This window comes from Symmachiella macrocystis (assembly GCF_007860075.1).
In the GTDB taxonomy this organism is placed as follows: Bacteria; Planctomycetota; Planctomycetia; order Planctomycetales; family Planctomycetaceae; genus Symmachiella; species Symmachiella macrocystis.
Genome location: NZ_SJPP01000001.1, coordinates 1601030 through 1617109, shown reverse-complemented (window position 1 = coordinate 1617109; position 16080 = coordinate 1601030). Strand labels below are relative to the sequence as shown.

General features: G+C 55.3%; 13 protein-coding genes. 9 read left to right on the top strand and 4 right to left on the bottom strand.

What is annotated here, in order from left to right; translation table 11 throughout:
- The first annotated feature begins 257 nt into the window (after positions 1-257).
- The 4 genes from CA54_RS06295 (at position 258) to CA54_RS06280 (ending at position 4105) form a co-directional block, all read left to right on the top strand.
- Positions 258-1334, top strand: coding sequence for a hypothetical protein (locus CA54_RS06295; RefSeq protein ID WP_146369970.1), 1077 nt, complete (start codon positions 258-260; stop codon positions 1332-1334).
- A gap of 105 nt (positions 1335-1439) precedes the next feature.
- On the top strand, positions 1440-2876 hold the full coding sequence (locus tag CA54_RS06290) for an aldehyde dehydrogenase family protein (protein ID WP_146369969.1): 1437 nt from the start codon (positions 1440-1442) through the stop codon (positions 2874-2876).
- 132 nt (positions 2877-3008) lie between these two features.
- Positions 3009-3605 carry a hypothetical protein gene (locus CA54_RS06285; protein WP_146369968.1) on the top strand — a complete coding sequence of 199 codons (597 nt, stop codon included), beginning with the start codon at positions 3009-3011 and terminating at the stop codon, positions 3603-3605.
- A 62-nt stretch (positions 3606-3667) separates the two neighbouring features.
- On the top strand, positions 3668-4105 hold the full coding sequence (locus CA54_RS06280) for a hypothetical protein (RefSeq protein WP_146369967.1): 438 nt from the start codon (positions 3668-3670) through the stop codon (positions 4103-4105).
- A 130-nt stretch (positions 4106-4235) separates the two neighbouring features.
- On the opposite strand, the gene CA54_RS06275 is transcribed toward CA54_RS06280, so the two are convergent.
- Together CA54_RS06275 and CA54_RS06270 are read right to left on the bottom strand one after the other, a co-directional pair.
- A complete protein-coding gene (locus tag CA54_RS06275) occupies positions 4236-4991 on the bottom strand; it encodes a hypothetical protein (RefSeq protein WP_146369966.1) in 756 nt (251 codons plus the stop codon).
- 27 nt (positions 4992-5018) lie between these two features.
- The gene (locus CA54_RS06270; protein ID WP_146369965.1) at positions 5019-5720 is read right to left on the bottom strand and encodes a leucine-rich repeat domain-containing protein; all 702 of its coding nucleotides are present in this window, start codon (positions 5718-5720) and stop codon (positions 5019-5021) included.
- 275 nt (positions 5721-5995) lie between these two features.
- Between CA54_RS06270 and CA54_RS06265 the strand changes: the two genes are divergently transcribed.
- From CA54_RS06265 to CA54_RS06255, 3 genes are all read left to right on the top strand, one after another.
- Positions 5996-7729, top strand: coding sequence for a hypothetical protein (locus CA54_RS06265; RefSeq protein WP_146369964.1), 1734 nt, complete (start codon positions 5996-5998; stop codon positions 7727-7729).
- A gap of 426 nt (positions 7730-8155) precedes the next feature.
- Positions 8156-8875 carry a PEP-CTERM sorting domain-containing protein gene (locus CA54_RS06260; RefSeq protein ID WP_146369963.1) on the top strand — a complete coding sequence of 240 codons (720 nt, stop codon included), beginning with the start codon at positions 8156-8158 and terminating at the stop codon, positions 8873-8875.
- Positions 8876-9067: 192 nt separating this feature from the next.
- Positions 9068-9790 (top strand): DUF1559 family PulG-like putative transporter, encoded by a 723-nt coding sequence (locus CA54_RS06255; protein WP_146369962.1) that lies wholly within the window; start codon positions 9068-9070, stop codon positions 9788-9790.
- A 4-nt stretch (positions 9791-9794) separates the two neighbouring features.
- Here the strand turns inward: CA54_RS06255 and CA54_RS06250 are convergent, their stop codons facing one another.
- Together CA54_RS06250 and CA54_RS06245 are read right to left on the bottom strand one after the other, a co-directional pair.
- Complete coding sequence (locus tag CA54_RS06250; protein WP_231962986.1) at positions 9795-11498, bottom strand: ATP-binding protein; 1704 nt, start codon at positions 11496-11498, stop codon at positions 9795-9797.
- A 151-nt stretch (positions 11499-11649) separates the two neighbouring features.
- A complete protein-coding gene (locus tag CA54_RS06245; protein ID WP_146369960.1) occupies positions 11650-12006 on the bottom strand; it encodes a hypothetical protein in 357 nt (118 codons plus the stop codon).
- A gap of 395 nt (positions 12007-12401) precedes the next feature.
- On the opposite strand from CA54_RS06245, the gene CA54_RS06240 reads away from it, so the two are divergent.
- Both CA54_RS06240 and CA54_RS06235 read left to right on the top strand, forming a co-directional pair.
- Positions 12402-14378, top strand: coding sequence for a M20/M25/M40 family metallo-hydrolase (locus CA54_RS06240; protein ID WP_197532233.1), 1977 nt, complete (start codon positions 12402-12404; stop codon positions 14376-14378).
- 144 nt (positions 14379-14522) lie between these two features.
- Entirely contained in the window at positions 14523-16070 is a 1548-nt protein-coding gene (locus tag CA54_RS06235) for a rhamnosyltransferase WsaF family glycosyltransferase (protein ID WP_146369958.1), read from the top strand.
- The last annotated feature ends 10 nt before the right edge of the window (positions 16071-16080 follow it).

The window sequence follows — 16080 nt, the reverse complement described above, 5'->3', positions numbered from 1 at the left end:
CTGCTAATTGTCTACCATGTGTGACGTGGCGCATGCAGTTTGTCGGCAGGAAGCCCAAGCGCCTTGTGGCAGGGATGTCCGTATTCTTGTCGACGGCGGACATCCGTTGTTTGCCCTCACCCCGGTCTTCTCCTTGAGGGAGAGGGCGAACCCGTTTCGCGTTCGCTTCCGGGGACCATGCCGTCATTGGCCTGTTGCCGATTGGGTGCACAGATGCCGATCCCACGTTTGCCGAATATCCAGGAGCAACTGCTGAGATGACTGAAGCCGAAGCCCGTGAACAACTTGACGCGCATGTTTGCGAAATCATGGAGTGGCACTTCAATCCCGAAACGGGCAGCCCGTTTTGGCTCGAAAAGGCCCAATCCTTCAACTTCGATCCCCGCAAAGACATCAAGTGCTTCGACGACCTGAAGAAGTTTGAACACTTCGAGGACGAATGGCTCCGTGGCGGCCCGATTCGTCGCTGGGTTCCCAAGGCCTATGAAAACGAAAAGGTCTACGTTTTCGAAACCGGCGGGACGACCGGAATCCCCAAATCGCGGGCTGTCGTCAACGACCATTGGATCGATTACGAAAACTTCAGCGACACGCTACCGGATGAACATTTTCCCAAGGGTGGCAACTGGCTGATGCTTGGTCCTTCCGGCCCGCGCCGACTGCGACTGGCCGTAGAACACCTTTGCCAACATCGCGGCGGCATCTGCTTCTGCGTCGACCTGGACCCGCGTTGGGTGGTCAAGCTAATCAAGCGTGGCAACATGGCCGAGATGGAAGCGTATCGCGATCACGTGATCGATCAAGCGGTGACGGTCCTTTCCGCCGGGCACGACATCAAATGCATGTTCACCACGCCCAAATTGCTCGAAGCGTTGGCCATGCGATTGATGGAGGATGGCACCAGCATCAAAGAGCAGGGGATCACCGGGATCTTCTCCGGCGGCACCGAATTTACGCCGCAATGGTATCGCTTTGCCATGGAAGAATTGATCGAAGGGGTCTATATGACCCCCACCTATGGCAACACGCTGATGGGCCTAGCTTGCAGCAAGCCGTTTGACCCGGCAGATGAATATAAAATCAGCTACCACGCACCCCAGCCGCGAGCGGTAATTGAGGTCGTCGATTTCGATGACTACAACAAACTCGTCGGTTACGGCGAAACAGGCCGCGTGAAACTGACAACGCTCACCAAGGAGCTATTCGTCCCTGGATTCATGGAACGGGATGAAGGCGAACGCGAAAAACCATGCGAAGCCTATCCCTGGGACGGCGTAAGCGGCGTCCGCCCCTACCACGAATTCGCCACCACAACGACCGTCGGCGTGTATTAGACCCTGGCAGTCGGTCACGTTGAGCGTGACGTCATTGTCCGATGAATATTCATGTCATGCACAGCATGACCTACAAAATACAGATATCCCACGAAGGAACTACTGATGGTTGAAATTCCCGTTTTGCGCTGGGGCAAGCCTTACGAGAGCCTCGAGAAGGACGAAGTTGTGCACTTTGAGACGGGTGAAACGCTCGCACAGGTGCATCAGGCCAACGGGGGGATGATTCAGATGGATATGCGTAAAGCCCAACGGGCGCGCGATATCCTTCGTGAGTTCTCGATCGACGATTTGATTGACAAAGTCGGCAAAGCGGCCGATTTGTATGCCGAAGGGACTTTGCCTATTGGCGATGGCCAACAAACGCCGGCCGACTTTTGCAAAATGCAATCGGCGACCACCGGCCTGCCGGAGCACATGTGTGCCGGCAACATGAAGAAAAACCAGTTCGTCCTCAAGAACATGCGGGAGATCCTCGACGCCCTGACGCGTGGCTTGCCGCTCGACATCTTGGCCAATGGCTATGGCATGGAGGATCGCGGCGTGATGGTCAGCTATCAGGCCAACGCTCCGGTGCTCGGTCTGGTGTTGCCGTCCAACTCGCCCGGTGTGCATACGTTGTGGATGCCCGTCATTCCGCTGCAAATGGGATTGGTCCTCAAACCGGGGCCGCAAGAACCGTGGACACCCTATCGCATGGCGGAGGCGTTTTTCGCTGCCGGCATTCCTCGCGAAGTGATTTCTATCTATCCCGGCGGCGCCGATTGCGGGGCAGCTGTGTTGGCCAGTTGTGAGCGGGCGATGATCTTCGGCGGACTGCCGACGGTCGAACGCTATCACGGCGACCCCCGCGTGCAACCGCACGGTCCCGGCTTTAGTAAAATTATTCTGGGCGACGACAAAGTCGACGACTGGGAAAAGTACCTCGACTTGATGGTCGACAGCGTGCTGGTGAACAGTGGACGTAGCTGCATTAGTTGTTCGGGCATTTGGGTGTCGCGACACGGCAAGGAAATCGCCGACGCCCTCGCTCAGCGTCTCGGCCCGGTCGCTCCGTTGCCGGCAACACATCCGGAATCCCCGCTGGCTGCCTTCACGGTCCCCGGCATGGCCGAAGCGATCTCGAACCAGATCGACCAAGGGATCAAAGATCCCAGTGTCACCGAGGTCACTGCCAAGTACCGGGACGGCGAACGGCTGGTGAAAAATGAACGTTGCGACTTCCTGCGACCGACGGTGTTGCATTGCACGAATTCGGAGACGGAAATTTCCAAGGGGGAATACATGTTCCCGTTTGTGACGGTCGTCGATTGTCCGGAAGACCAAATGCTCAAACGGATGGGCCAGACGCTGGTCTGCTCGGCGATCACCGAAAATGAAAAATTCCAACAGCAACTGCTGGATGCCACGTTCATTGACCGGCTGAACATTGGCGAGGTGAAGACGATCGCCCTGAACTGGCTGCAACCGCACGAAGGAAACATCATCGATTTCCTCTTCCGTGCCCGAGCCTTCCAAAACAGCCCGCCGCCGGCGCATTAAACTTATCGCAAACTCGTTCCCAAGCTCCGGCTTGGGAACGTCCGTTTGCGAGGCTTTGCTTCGCACCGGCTCAGCGGAACCGCACGACGCTGCCTGCAAGAATAACGCGACCTATTCAGCAAAGGCGATCACATGCTTCCCAGCGATTCGCCGTTTACGAATCAGGTGGACATCAAAGAGCTCCCGCATGCGCCAGACGGGTCATTCGCTTGGCTCGCTGGAACCCCCACGCACAGCGAATGGGCAATCGGTGAGGAACGTGCTGATGAACTTCCGACGCAACTTGCGTCCGTATCCGCTTCCGCTACCGATCATGGTCTGCAACTTCCGCCCGAGTTCGTTAAATTTATTGACACTGCGGCGCTTCACAAGCATTTGCGTTCGACTACCGGCTTCTACCTCGATGTGGCGGAATCGGTCTTGCGGTTTTCGGACGGTTACCTGATTCGATTTCTCTCGGACCAACAAGGATGCGTGTTCTGGTACCTCTTCACCAATGCCGACGGCTCCGACCATTGCGTGGTCATGTCGCTGGAATACTTCGACGCCGACGAGATGGATTACGAAATCGAAGACCTCAAAGAAACCGACTTTCGGTTTGAGGCAGTCTCATTCGAGGCTTTTCTGTCGCGCTTTTGGTTGGAGAACGAGATTTCCTTCGCCGAGTTTGAGTCGACTCCCCCGCCGGACGTGGACCCGCGATTTTTGGAGTTGTACCGTCAAAACTAAAGCCGGGTGCACGGCGAAGCAACCTACGTGCTGCATTCATTTTCGATTGAAGCGATATTGTCGTGGCTCGATCAATTTACCCAAAAAACGCACAGAAGAGAGTGACATCTGCTCTGAAAAAGATGCTCGCTCCATACGGCTTTGAAAACGCTCGTACTGATCCGCTAACAATGGGTGGCTGGCAGTTCAGTATGGAGACATCGGAATTCGTTGTCATTGCGTTACAGGAGCGTGCATATGCCACTCTTGGGATTTATGTCGGCTCAAAAATTCGTCGCAAACCACGGGCACACATGCGCGGTCCATGGTTTTTAGAACTTCTTCGCGGTTACATCAATGGTGATCAAGATCATTACGAAACAATGACGCCGCGAGAGCAACTTGACTGGCTGCAAGCCAATATTGAACAGTTGTTGAATACGCCGTTCCTCAATTCCGATGATCTCAATACCTGGGCTGTCAAAGCATCGCGGCGCATGTTTGGACAGCGCCCCAGGTAACCCGCCGGGTGCCATTAGCGGCTTGTCCGACAGTATCGCTTGCTTTTCCATCGTGACTCGAAGCAGAGCTTCGAGAAATTGGGTTCCCAAACAGAGTTTGGGAACCAGGGACTCAAATAACGCGAGCTCGTCAGAGATCCCGACTTTGGGCGGGAATGAATGCCGGACCGTCATGGACCCTCAGCGGGTCGATGCGAACTGTCGTCGTAACGCCCGTCTTTTTTGCTTCCAACTCATCAATCCGCTGGTACACATCGCCGAGCAGGCTGCCGTAGCAGGTCCCACAGAATGAAATGGGGCGAAACGTATCTGCGGCGCGGTTGGCGAAGAAAATTGCGGAATCCAACGCTCCACATTTTTCGCAAACCGACGATGCGGTGAGGCATGCCGCATGCGAATGGTCTGGATTCGCGAACCACAGTGCGGCAACAGTGAGGAGCAGCGCCGTTGTTTGCCGCCGCTTGGCGAACACCCGCGCGCGTCTGAAAATTCGGTGCAGCTTCCGGTGAGGGTCATTGGTGACGACCAGTAACAGACCGAGCGTCGTTAACATCAGCCCCAGGCAATGCTCCTCGGGATGCGCGAATGCGACGTCTGATAATGATGGTCCCCACCGCTGCAATTCGAAAAAGGCCCAGATCGCCAAAATGGACGAACCGGTCAGACGACCTAAGATTCTCAGCGGATCGGTGCGAAATACAAAAAATAGCACAACCGCAGCAATGAGAAACCACGATTGCCAAAAAACGAATCGCGACAGTTCGTACAGTACGGATATCAATCCATTCGCAAAACCGGCAAGAATCAACAACCAGCCTGTGATGCGAAGAATGCGCGAGCCGAGCAATTCGTTTTCTAATTCTGCTAGGTACATGGAAGCATTCATGTATGACTTGCGCCGTCTGCCGCGATTTTATTCTCGCTTGACCCAACACCCAGGGATGGCCGATTGAAATTCTAGAGCTGCTGCTTCTGTAACTTCCGTGCGAAAAACGATCACCTGTTTGAGGGCTTTGTTTTTCTTGAGGTTGTTCAGCCCTTCATCAGTGATCTGTGTGTCGGAAAGGTCGATTCCACGCAGTCGGCTCAGCACGCCAAGCTTTTCGAGTCCCTCATTCGTGATTTGTGTCCCGGAAAGGTCGAGAAAAGATAAGCGTTTCAAATTCCCAATCCCATCCAAGCCCGAGTCGGAAATTTGTGTTTTGGCGAGGTAGAGCTGACGCAGGGACGAGATTCCTTTTATGTGATCTAATCCAGCGTCTGAGATTCCTGTATCGGCGAGGTCCAGTTCCACTAAAAACTGAAGTCCTTCGAGGGACGCCAAACCGGCGTCTGTGACTTGAGTGCCATTCAGACGAAGACGTTCCAACTCGGGGAACGATTTTACATATTCCACTTCTGTATCCGAAATATCCAGATCGCTGAAACGAATTTTCCTTTGGCGACTGCTGTACAGACCTCCTGCCTCTTTGATCTTGGTGAGAACTTCTCTCTTCATGGATTGAGCTTGTAATTTTTCTGGGCTCACTGGTGGCGTCGGTTTTTTGGCATCGTCTCCTCCACCACAGCCAATCAGCAATAACACGGCAATTATCCAGCTACATCGACCATTCATCTATGCGTTACTCCCTAGAGTCAGATTTTCAAAGTTTTATGAATTATGACACGGATCTGAGCGATGAACAATGGTATCTGCCCAACAGTATCTGCAGGCGGGTTTCGCAGTGGAGACTCGGCAGGTCGGCAGGAGGGCTGCGCTGGACCGAATCATTCCCAAGCACGTGTTCGAATCCAGTTTCTATCCTGCGTGTGTTTCGCAACAGTGTATGATAAAATGAGTCTCCCTCCAGAGACGCGCCTCGCCTTGAACTTCGTCGTAGGAGCCTCCCCATGCGATTCGCCCACACATTCTCGCTCTGCCTCGTTGTTGTAGTGGTCACCGCGACTCCGCTATCTGCACAGTTCGTGCAGCTGAAGCAGGATTTTTCCCGCGATCCGGGGTGGGATCATTATCAGAATCGGATTGTCGGCACCGAAATGCCCCTCGTCGTTCAGGACTTTGGATGGCGGGAGACCAATTTCACCGGGACCGGTCCGGGAGAGATCGGAGGACGGGTTGATAATTCGCGGCGGCAAGCCTACTACGCGATTCCACTCGGCAAGCCGCTAAGCTTTAATGATCACCTCTCCGCTTCGGGCAAATTGGCGATCAAACACATCGGCCTGCGCGGTGTGGGGTATATCGGCTTTTTTAATTCGCAGCGACACACCTGGCGGGTTTGGTCCTCGCTGGCGTTTCGAATCTGGGAAGAAGACAACCTGGGCCAAATCATGTTTGACTGGATGTCCAGCGATTGGCAGGCGCGGGGGGCGGAGACAGCCATTTTGCTCAACTCCGATGGCAAGGTGCATACTTGGAGTTTTGAATACGATCCTGATGCCAAGGACGATCCGGTTTGGCGCGACGAAGCTCTGAAAAAACTTATCACGTCCGAAACAGGCAACGGACGACCGTATGAATTGCAAGGCGAGGAGCATCTGCTCGCGCGGCTCAAAGCCGTGGAACCCGACGTGACCGCCAAACAATTGCGGGAACGGTTGTTGAAACTTCGTGATCAAGGGCTTGTGGAATACTTTCATCGCCACAATCAACACCGCTGGTGGAAGCGGCCCGAAGCGGGGCAGGGGCATGGTCGCATCACATTGTCGTTTGATGAGGAGACCCCTTATGTCATTTGGTTTGACGAGGCGATCCGCCAAGCACCGGTCAGCTTTGATCGTTTTGGCCTGTTCAACATTGCCCGCTTTGGCGAGCACATGGAATTGTATCTCGGCGATCTGACAATCAACGGTGAGAAGATCGAATTGTCGCAAGACCCGCATTGGGAAGGGCACAACAACGAGTCGAAATATCTGGAACCGAATTTTCACGGCATGCATAACTATGGCTGGAGTCAAACTAATTGGGCGGGCAAAAATCCGGGGGAGATCGGCGGGCTGTTTTGGCGGACGGAACCACACGATCCACTGTTTTCGTATTACGCCGACGATGTCGGAGATTTGACCTTGAATGATCCAATTTCATTTTCAGGCACGATCTGTTTTACCGAGGGAATGTCGGATTCAGCTGCGTATTTTGGCTACTTCAATCGTGACGACCACATGACGGAATTCAAAAGGGATGAACCACATGCCGACAAACTGCGGACAAACCGGCTGGGGTTTTATATCGCTGACCGCTCCTCGGTGGGGTACAACCTCAAACCGGTCGTTTCGACCACCGATGGACAAAGAGCCGAAGCCAATTGCGGTGTATACACCCCGGATCGGAAGCAGCACCGGTTCACGTTCGACTACGACCCCAACGCCAACGATGGCATTGGCCGCATGACCGTCAGTTTGGACGGCGTCCGGCAAACATTTGATTTGACGCCGGAGATGCGCAAAGCAGGCGCTGAGTTGAATCGCTTTGGGCTGGCCAACATCCGTTCCGGAGGACATTCGGTCGAGTTCTACCTCGACGACCTGACCTACACCGCACGTCGCTCGCGCGCTGAAAAATTCATTCCTCAGACGCGGGTCAAGGTACCCTATCCCCACGATCAAGCAGGCCGACGGTACTAGAAGATCCGGCGGACGAGACGAACGCATCGCTAAAGCTCCGCCGGAGCCTATTCCTGATCTCGATTGGGAGAAACAGGGGAATTCCGTCGCTGAATTCACGAATAAACTCGGTGCAAAAACCTCGCGTTAGTCACCATTTGGCCGCTGCAGAATGTTGTCTATATGCAACGACCCGCTATTACTATTTCCGGAAAATCAGAATAACCCGAAAAGTGAAAAATCGGGAGATTTTGTAATTGACCATGGTCTCTACGCGCCCATATTGTGAATAAAGGTTCATTTTTAATGGTGAAACGTTAAGTGAATTTAACAAACTGTTGAAAAGGCGCTCAATGAGCGAAACGGTGTCGGTAGGTGATTGCGACTCATTCAATCACAAAGTTGGCGTTCCTAGATTCATGATTTACTTACTTAGAGATTCTCACGATGAAACATTTTCTACTTGCTGGTTTAATTAGCTTCGGTTTGCTATCTAGCGCTGAGGCCGGATTCGTCGATGTCTCCATCGGCGATCACTTGAAACTTCATAACGGCACGGGCAACGGCAGCGGCGGTGAGTATGATGCCGTGCTCCAGGAATACAATGGAACGAATTACGTTCCCACAGCGACGACGTGGTCCACATTTTGTCTCGAGGTCGATGAACACTTTTATTACAACCAATTGTTGAAAGTGAACAACATTTCGGACACGGCGATGTCGGGGGGCTCGAACACGAACAATGGTGACCCGATTTCGTTTGCGACCGCTTGGCTGTACACTCAGTTCTCCAACGGTTCACTCGTGGGCCTGAACTCGGGCGGGACAGCTGAAAACGGAAATTACAACGACAACCACGCTGCCAATGCGACCCATCTGCAAAAAGCGATCTGGTACCTGGAAGAAGAGTCACTCGGCGTGCACAACAAATACGTCGACTTGGCGTTGGCAGCCGGCTGGACCTCGATCGGCGATGTCCGCGTCCTGAATTTGATGCGGTACTCGAACGGTCAATTGATCAACGCTCAGGACCAACTAGTCCTGTTGGATCCCGGTCCCGAGGTCGCCCCGCCTCTCGTCCCCGAGCCTTCGACGTTCGCCCTGTTGGGCATCGGCGGCATGGCTTTGGTTGGCTACGGCTGGCGGCGGAAACGTCAAGTTGCGTAAGTGAATTGTTAGAATTCCAAAAACCGTCGGCGCGCGAGTGTCGGCGGTTTTTTTGCGCTCATAGGGTAGCAGCCATAAACTGTGGTTGTTCGGTCCGGAAATTCGCTGCATACTGAAGCCAGCGATTTGCTGAAAGTGGAAATTTTGCTCTACCGATGCACTCGCCCCAATGCGTTCAGGGGAGATCGGGTTATGACAAAAGAGAACCGCAGACCATACATTGAATTGCTAATTACTTTTACGATCCTCGTCTTGATGTTGGTAATGGCCTATTGGTTGGATCCCGATCGAGGAAGCATGGCATTCGCACGCAAAACACAATGTGTCAACAGGCTCACTAACATAAGGCTGGCTCTACTCAACTACCATGCCGACTATGGTTCTTTCCCCCCCACATGGGTTACCGATGAGAACGGGAAACCGCTCTATAGTTGGCGTGTGCTGTTGTTGCCGTACCTCGACCTGAAACCCTTGTACGATCTCTATCACCTTGATGAACCCTGGGACAGCCCGCAAAACATTCAGTACTCGCGAGCGAAATTGACCATATTTCAATGTCCGCTTAACGAACACGGCCCAGCAACGACAAACTACGTCGCCGTGCTGAGCGAGCACGGTCCCTGGCGTGGGGAGGAGGCGGTGTCGAAAGATGAGATTGGCGAGTTGCCGGAGGGCGTCTTGTTGGTTGTGGAACAGCATGGCGAGAAGATCCATTGGGCCGAACCGCGCGACTTGGATCTCGCCACGCTTCCGCTGTACATTAACGATGATTCCGGCCACGGAATCGGCAGCCCGCACGCTGACGGTGCGAATGTGTCGCTGTTGAAAAACGGCAGGGTCGAGTTTCTGGAGGATTCGTTGAGCAGTGCGGAACTCTTGAAACGTCTGCGTCTGGAAGCCGAGACGAAGCCCTGATACTTCAACCCGGCTCCGTGCGGTCTGCAGCTGCCGATTCTTGGATTAGCTGCCATTTGAGCATGAACAGGCTGCCTTGGCCGGGGTGGGATTCGACGAGGATGTCGCCGCCATGTTCGCGGATAATCTGGCGGCTGACCGCTAGCCCCAAGCCGGTTCCGCGGGCGCCTTTGGTCGATTCGAAGACCTGGAAGATTTTGCCCAGCAGTTCTTGCGGAATTCCCGGCCCGTTGTCCGAGACCAGCACGTTGAGGGCGCGGGCGAGGGAGTCGTATTCGGTGCTGATGATCACGCGGCCCCCCTCTTGACCTTCGACGGCGTCGATGGCATTGGTGACGATGTTCAACACCGCGCGATGGATTCCGTCGGGATCAAATTGGCTGGCGGGGAGATCGTCGGCCAGCCGCCGCTCGAATTTGACACCCAATTCCGCCGCCCGCGCTTGCATCAATTCGCAGACGTCAGCCACCGTTTCGTTTAGGTCTGCCTCAACCATGGCCGGCTGGCGTTCCTTGCTGACGGTCAGCATGTCCATCACCAGGTTGTAGATTTTGGTTTGGTTTTTATCGACAATGTTCCAACCCTTGCGGACGATCTCCTCGTTGAAGTCCTTGAGGCCCATCTCGATCAAGTAACTCCCGCCGCGGACGCCTTGCAGAATGTTCTTAATGTGATGGCTGAGCGTGGCGATGGTTTGTCCGATAGCGGCTAGGCGTTCCGCCTGGACGAGCGCTTGTTGATAGCGGTTGTCTTCGAGGGCCAGCGCCGATTGCCGGCCGATGGCCACCATTAGCCGCAGTAGGTCGTCATTGAACTTTGCCGCATGTCCGCCGTCGAGCAGGACCCGTTGCGGTGAAGTGGTGATGTCGACGTAGAGCACGCCCATCAACTCATAGCGGCCCTGCATGGGAACACAGATCGCTTCGCGGATGCCGGCTTGGAAGATGCTTTGCCCGGCGGTAAAGCGGCTGTCCGATTGTGCGTCGGAGGTGAGCACCCCTTGGCGATTGGCGACCACACTGTTGACGATCGTGTGCGAAATCGGCATGGGAGCGGACTGGTCGACGCCCCGGCGGTAACGGATGGCTTGTGGCGTCACTTGCCCCGTATCAACGTCCCGCAACAGCACGCATCCCCGATCCGCTCCAACGACGTCGATGGTCAAGTCGAGAATCCGCTCCAAGACCTGTTCAATCGAGGTCGAGTTCCGCACCGCTTCTTCAGAAATGCGATACAGCACCTGCAAATTGGCCAACGACTGGGCGACAGAATCCGGTTTTAAGTCATGGACGTGGGAAACAAGGTCGTGCCCTGCTTCGTGCCCAATGCTACTGACGATGCTGGAGAGGTCTTCGGCATCCCGTTCGGGAACGAAGGCGATTTTCTGCAAAGCGTCGGATTCGGCTGCCCGGTCCAATGATTGCGAAAAGAGCAGAACGGTCCGCCCGACCTGAATTTGATCGCCGTTTTTCAATTCCCGGCTACGAACGGATTCGCCGTTGACGTAGGTGCCGTTGGAACTATTCAGATCCGTGAGGACGTATTTGCCTTGTTCGGATTGAACCTGGGCGTGACAGCGGGAGATTTCCGTATCGTGCAGGCTGATGGTATTAACGACGTCGCGGCCGAGGCCGACCGGCTCATCGCCGATGTCATAACGAGTACCTTGGTCAATGCCTTGGATGACCAGCAACTTTGCATTTTCCACGATTCCGCTTCCGCAGTTCTGGGGGAATGACGATTCAGCCACCATGAACGGCGGCCTTCAACGGCCACCACAAAATCCGTGGCCACATCATACCAAGGCAAAGCGGTGCCTGGGGAGTCGGTCGCAAAAAATGCAGCGCATCCCTGAATTTTCAATCTGGGCGGGCGGCTGAGAGAAGCTGTTCAACCGCCTGAATCAATTCAGGAAACTGAAACGGTTTGGAGAGATGCCGCTGTGTCGCTGCGGGCCGCGGATCCGCTGGGATTGTTGCCGACCCAATAATCACCTGCGGGATTCCTTGCCAACGGACGGAAGCAGCCTGTTGTGATGGCAGTGAATCGGCATCGATGACCACGACGTCGGGAGCTTCCTCAAAGCGATTGAATGTGACCGGGGCAGCACGCTGGATGTGGTCGACGGTCAGGCCCCGCGGCGACAGAATCGCCTGCAGGACTTCCTGTGTCTCCGTAAGTTCGTCCACGACGAGGACATGTTGCCCGTCATTCACGGTAATATTCCTTGGGGAGTGAGAGAAATACGCGGCAGGAGGAGGGAGAATTGCCAGGTGGAGGGGGTGCTAATCAATGTGGGGCGGGAGCATAGCGAGAACCCCAATACGTGTCAAAATCAGTTTGAGTATTTCCGAATATCAAGATAAATCGGCTCGGAACTCGCCCGCGGACTCCAATCAATAGGAGCGACTTGACCGATTCGATATACTTCAAGTAGCTTCAAAACCCTCTGACGCGTCCTACGGACACTGATTTGCAAGTTTCGAGAACAAGCGCAACCGGGTTTTGAAGCAGGTTCTGGCGACACTGATCTTCTAGTGAGCGATTCGTACCATTTCGGAGAACGGCAACGATGCGACGTCAATGTGCTCTAACGTGTGGACTGATCTGGATGGCACTGCTTGTCACCGCTGTGGTGGTGCCGCTGCAGGCTGATGAACCGGCCACGGCCTTGGAGAGTCGTCTCTTAGACGGGGTGAAATATCTCGCTTCGGACGACCTTGAGGGGCGCGGAGTTGGGACAGACGGGTTGGACAAGGCGGCGGAGTTCATTCGAGAGCAATTCGAACAAGCGGGCCTCGACGTGCATGCCGTCAATGGGGGCGCGTTTCAAACATTTGAGATGACGATCGGCTCGAAACTGAGTTCGCCAAACACGCTGGTGTTTAACGGCCCGTATGATGCGACGCTGACGTTAGAAATCCCCAAAGACTTTACGCCTCTGTCGTTCGGCGGGAGCGGCAAGTTCTCCGGCGAATTGGCGTTTGTGGGCTATGGCATCGAAGCTGACGACAAGGGATACAACGAATTCACCGACATCGATGTGCAAGGCAAGGTCGTGATCATCATGCGTCGCAACCCGCAGCAAGGGAACCCGCACGGGAAATTTTCCGACGGGCCTCACGGCGGTGTTTCGCGGCATGCGGCACTGCGGACCAAAGCGGCGAATGCCTATGGCGCCGGCGCAACGGCCGTGCTATTCGTCAACGATCCCTACAGCGGTCAAGTCGATTTGGACAGTGCCAAGAAGCGCGTCGCCAAAGCCAAAGAGAAACTCATCAAAGCGGCCATTGCGTTTGAAGAAGTCGATCTCCAGCAGGCCGAAGCCTTAACGACGGCTCGGCAAAAACTTTCCACCGCTGTGAAAACGCTCGCAGAGCGAAAAGCAGATGTTGTCGCCGGGATGCCTGACGATTTGATGAAATATGGTTACGGCGGAAACACCGAACAGCATGCGATTCCGTTGATGCAAATCACGCGGGCTGTGTGCGATCAGATCTTAAAGACCAGCGGAACCGATTTGGCCACTCTGGAAAAAGAAATCGACAAAGACCTCAAGCCCCGCAGCCAAGTTTTGGATGGTTGGAGGGCTTCCGGCGAAGTGTCGATCGAGCGCGTGAAAGCCGAAGTGAAAAACATCATTGGCGTGCTGGAGGGAGAAGGACCTTTGGCCAATGAAACCGTGGTGATCGGTGCGCACTATGACCACGTGGGACGCGGCGGGGAAGGTTCGCTTTCCCCCGGATCGAACGAGATTCACAACGGAGCCGATGACAATGCGTCCGGCACGGTGGCATTGATTGAACTCGCGCGACGATTCGCTGCTCGTGACGAGAAACCACCGCGGCGGCTGGTCTTTATCGCCTTTACAGCCGAAGAGTTGGGGCTGTTGGGGTCGGCGCACTATGTCAAAGAACCGATTTTTCCGCTCGACAATACGGTCGCCATGATCAACATGGATATGGTGGGGCGGCTCAAGAACGACAAGCTGACCATCTTCGGCACCGGAACGGCACCGCGCTGGAACGGACTCCTGGACGAGTTGGGAAAAGAGTACGGATTCACCGTCACCAAAAAACCGGAGGGGTTTGGCCCGAGCGATCAATCCTCGTTCTACGGCAAAAAAATTCCTGTGCTGCACTTCTTCACCGGCACACACAGCGACTACCACCGCCCGGGCGATGATTGGGACAAGATCAATTCCGTCGGCATACGCCGCGTGGTGGATATGATGGAACGCACGGTGATGGACACAGCCAAGACGGTGGATCGCCCCAAATACGTGGCTGTCAAATCCTCGAATAGCGGCAACCGCGGCGGCAATCGCCCCTATTTCGGCAGCATTCCTGATTTCGGACAAGAGACACCCGGCTACCCGCTGATGGGGGTCAGCCCCGATAGCCCAGCGGACAAGGCGGGTCTGAAATCGGGGGATGTGATTGTCGCGATCGACAAGAAAAAGATCGGCAACCTCAGCGATTTTGACTTGGCGCTGCGGAAATACAAAGCGGGTGATACGATCGCCGTGACGGTGCTTCGTGGAAAAGATAAAAAGACGTTGGAAGTGACGTTAGACAAGCCGCGGTGATGGCTGAGTTACCCGTTTCAAAACCCAGTTGCGATTGTTCCAAGAACTTGCCGATCAGCGGGATGCGTGGGCGGGTTTTGAAACGGTTTGTAGAAAAGTACCGCGTGAAACGAGGATCGTTCGTATCCAGGAGGGAGCCTGCGAATGTCTGTCGGAGTGCCGAATCGCCCCGCCCCGGATGGGAATCAACGGGCTGTTGAGATCGAGGTGCGGATTGCCGAGTCGCGTCGCGCGTTGGCCGAGTTGTATGAACTCCGTAGCCACGATGTGGCTGCTGCTGGTCGTCCGGCAATCGCAGACCTCGCAACTGATGTCCCGAGCGAATCCGTACAACCGTCGGCCACGCATTCTCGCGCAAAGCGTTTGATCCGCACGGGACGCGATGTGCTGCGGCACGTTTGGCGATCGCCGACGGCACTGTTCGCTGATGTGGAACGCTACTTCGCGCGAAGCAAGCATCAACCGCAGCAGTGGTCAAATTCGATGAGCGGACGCGTGGCCGTCGAGGATCGGTTGCAGGATGTTTGGCCGCTCAACGTCGAGATACGCGCCCACCTTGCCCCCACGCTGAACGTCCTGCTGCCCAGCCTCCGCAAACAGGACCTGACCGGCGGCCCAAATACGGCATTGAACCTGACGTACCGTCTGGCGGCCCGTGGCGTGCCGGTGCGCTACATCGCCACCGATCAAGAACTGGATAGCGACGCATCATTCCTTCACGCGCATCTGCGCGCGGTCAGTGGAATCGACGAGACGCTCGACGACGTCCAATTTATCAGCGGCCGCAATCGTGGACGCGCGCTGGTGCTAGGCGCCGACGACGTCCTGTGTGGGACCGCTTGGTGGACAGCGCAGATGATCAAAGAGATCCAACCCCGGTTGCGGTCGCAGCGGTTTATGTACTTGATTCAAGATTTCGAACCCGCCATGTACGCTTGGTCGACCAAGCAAGCGATGGCCCTGGAGACCTACGACCTCGACTTCCAGGGAATCATTTGTGGCCGATTGCTCGCCGACTTTCTGACTAGCGAACGCGTCGGACGATTCAGCGAACCGGGATTTCTCGACAGCTGCGCCACGTTTGAGCCAGCCGTGGACCCCCAACGATTCGCACCACATTTTGATAGGTTGGCCCGCCGAAAAAAACAATTGTTGTTTTATGCGCGGCCCCAAGCGCCACGGAATTTGTTTGAGCTGGGCTTGGTTGCGCTCAAGCAAGCCGCGGCGCGAGGCGCGTTTCCTCCTGCGGAGTGGGAACTGGGATTCATCGGCGGCGATGAGATGCCCACGGCCGATTTGGGAGGGGGCGTTTTGGTCAAATCGCACCCTTGGCGCGACTACGAAGCGTATGCCCGTTTGTTGCAGTCGGCCGACGTGGGCCTGTCGCTCATGCTCTCCCCGCACACCAGCTATCCACCCTTAGAGATGGCCGCTTGTGGGGCAACGGTGGTAACGAATACGTTTTCCGTGAAAACGGCGGCGCGGTTGCAACGCATCTCGACCAACCTGCTACCGGTCGAGCCACGCGTTGAGGATATCGTGTCCGGACTCCTCGCAGCTGTCGAACGGGCCGAAGATCTGCCCGAACGCTTCTCCGGTGCCATGCTCGATGTGCCGTCGGATTGGGATGCGGCACTGGATCTCGTGTTGCCACGAATTCTTGATATGTGGAATGCCTGCCGCGGTCGCTAATGGATGCGTA